This window comes from Citrobacter sp. Cpo045 (genome assembly GCF_030332875.1).
In the GTDB taxonomy this organism is placed as follows: Bacteria; Pseudomonadota; Gammaproteobacteria; order Enterobacterales; family Enterobacteriaceae; genus Citrobacter; species Citrobacter portucalensis.
Map to the genome: position 1 here is coordinate 1 of NZ_JAOWGZ010000066.1, position 795 is coordinate 795.

Below are 795 nucleotides of genomic sequence, written 5' to 3' on the forward strand. Positions count from 1 at the left end.
CGCTGTCGTTCTCAAAATCGGTGGAGCTGCATGACAAAGTCATCGGGCATTATCTGAACATAAAACACTATCAATAAGTTAGAGTCATTACCCACCTCGCATTTACAGAGGGTTTACTGTAGTTCTCATGGAGGTATCTTAATCGGTGTCCTGCTATCTTAATAATGGCATAGGTTATAGAGCAATCCGGCTATTCTTCATGCTCTAAACCTATACTGATGCACGTGATTATTGGTAGTTAAAACTAATTTACGAGCAACTTTAAATTGTTAGAAGGCTATGTTCTGTATACCTTTATAACCATACAAAGAAATTATACATAACCCCGTCTTTAATATTATTAGCTTATCAGAATGAAATTCCACTCAATCCTATATTGCTGGAGTTTTTTTCCAAGCACCTATTTGCTCATAAATTTGACGCTCTATTTTTTCTACATCATTAACCAAGTCAGAATAGTCAGGTGGGTTGGTACCAATTGCCCCCTCCCATTGCCTCGTCAGCTGTGAAACTTTATTTTTGATTGTAGAGAGCTGATTTAGCTGCTTTTTGGCAAACAATACTTCTTCCGAATACAGGTTTTTTTTGGGCATTACAGTACCAGACAACGAATTTAACTTAAGTGCAGGCCGTCTTTTTAACATAAACAACTATCATTGCAACACATTTTCCGAGTTTTTCGTGGTAGGTGGATTGGCCCCTATATTTCCATACACTTTTTATCACTTAACCCATGACTGGTTCGTCGCCGCAGATATTCCCGTGGCGAACGATACCCCAGTGCACTATGCGGAT

At 38.9% G+C, this 795-nt stretch carries 2 protein-coding genes; one reads left to right on the forward strand and one right to left on the reverse strand.

Annotated features, from left to right (window positions below; translation table 11 throughout):
* Positions 1–77 (forward strand): IS1 family transposase (locus OGY13_RS01780; protein WP_033802282.1); only part of this gene is annotated, 77 nt, incomplete at its 5' end.
* A gap of 294 nt (positions 78–371) precedes the next feature.
* Here OGY13_RS01780 and OGY13_RS01785 read toward each other — a convergent pair.
* Positions 372–593, reverse strand: a complete 222-nt coding sequence (locus tag OGY13_RS01785; RefSeq protein ID WP_001124949.1) for a hypothetical protein — start codon at positions 591–593, stop codon at positions 372–374.
* Positions 594–795 lie beyond the last annotated feature (202 nt).